The organism is Ruegeria sp. BE1 (genome assembly GCF_056538885.1).
Genome location: NZ_JBQFTY010000014.1, coordinates 1 through 1,372, shown reverse-complemented (window position 1 = coordinate 1,372; position 1,372 = coordinate 1). Strand labels below are relative to the sequence as shown.

Genomic DNA, 1,372 nt, shown 5'->3' with positions numbered 1-1,372 from the left:
GCCGCCCCTGTTTGGGACGGCCTTCTTTGAGTCAACGGTTGGGTCCGAGATTATTCGACGAATAATCTCCGCACCCTCGCGCCTTACTCGATGATTTTCGACACACTGTTTTTTGTGCGTCTCGGGATTGTCGAATTCAAACAAAAAAGGGCGTCCCTCGGGACGCCCTTTCTGTCTGATCATTCGCTTGCGCGAATTATTCGATGATCTTCGACACAACACCCGCGCCGACGGTACGGCCGCCTTCGCGGATCGCGAAGCGCAGACCGTTTTCCATCGCGATCGGCGCGATCAGCTCAACGCCGAACGACACGTTGTCGCCGGGCATGACCATCTCGGTGCCTTCGGCCAGGGTCACGGTGCCGGTCACGTCCGTGGTCCGGAAGTAGAACTGAGGACGGTAGTTCGCGAAGAACGGAGTGTGACGACCGCCTTCTTCCTTGGTCAGGATATAGGCTTCGGCTTCGAACTTGGTGTGCGGTGTTACTGAGCCCGGCTTACACAGAACCTGACCACGCTCAACGCCTTCACGATCCACACCACGCAGCAGGGCGCCGATGTTGTCGCCCGCTTCACCACGGTCCAGCAGCTTGCGGAACATTTCAACGCCGGTGCAGGTGGTTTTGCTGGTGTCGCGGATGCCGACGATTTCGATCTCGTCGCCAACGTTGATCACGCCACGCTCGACACGACCGGTCACAACGGTACCACGGCCCGAGATCGAGAACACGTCTTCGATCGGCATCAGGAACGGCTGGTCAACAGCACGCTCAGGGGTGTCGATGTAGTCATCAACAGCCGCCATCAGTTCCTTGATCTTCTCTTCGCCGATCTCCGGGTTGTTGCCTTCCATCGCGGCCAGAGCCGAACCTGCAACGATCGGAATATCGTCACCGGGATATTCATACGAAGACAGCAGCTCGCGGATTTCCATTTCCACCAGTTCCAGCAGTTCTTCGTCGTCAACCTGGTCGACTTTGTTCATGAACACGACCATCTTCGGGATGCCAACCTGACGACCCAGCAGGATGTGCTCACGTGTTTGCGGCATCGGGCCGTCAGCGGCGTTCACAACCAGGATCGCGCCGTCCATCTGAGCGGCACCGGTGATCATGTTCTTGACGTAGTCGGCGTGGCCGGGGCAGTCAACGTGCGCATAGTGGCGGTTCTCGGTCTCGTATTCCACGTGGGCGGTCGAGATGGTGATCCCGCGCGCTTTCTCTTCCGGCGCACCGTCAATTTGGTCATACGCTTTGAAGTCACCAAAATACTTGGTGATCGCTGCGGTCAGCGTCGTTTTACCGTGGTCAACGTGCCCAATCGTGCCGATGTTGACGTGCGGTTTTGTACGCTCAAACTTTTCCTTTGCCAT

1 protein-coding gene is annotated in these 1,372 nt (G+C 57.6%); it reads right to left on the bottom strand.

The window, feature by feature from the left end; translation table 11 throughout:
* Window positions 1–196: 196 nt before the first annotated feature.
* The coding region (gene tuf / locus ACR0J5_RS20570) for an elongation factor Tu (protein ID WP_480656738.1) at window positions 197–1,372 on the bottom strand (1,176 nt) is incomplete at its 5' end.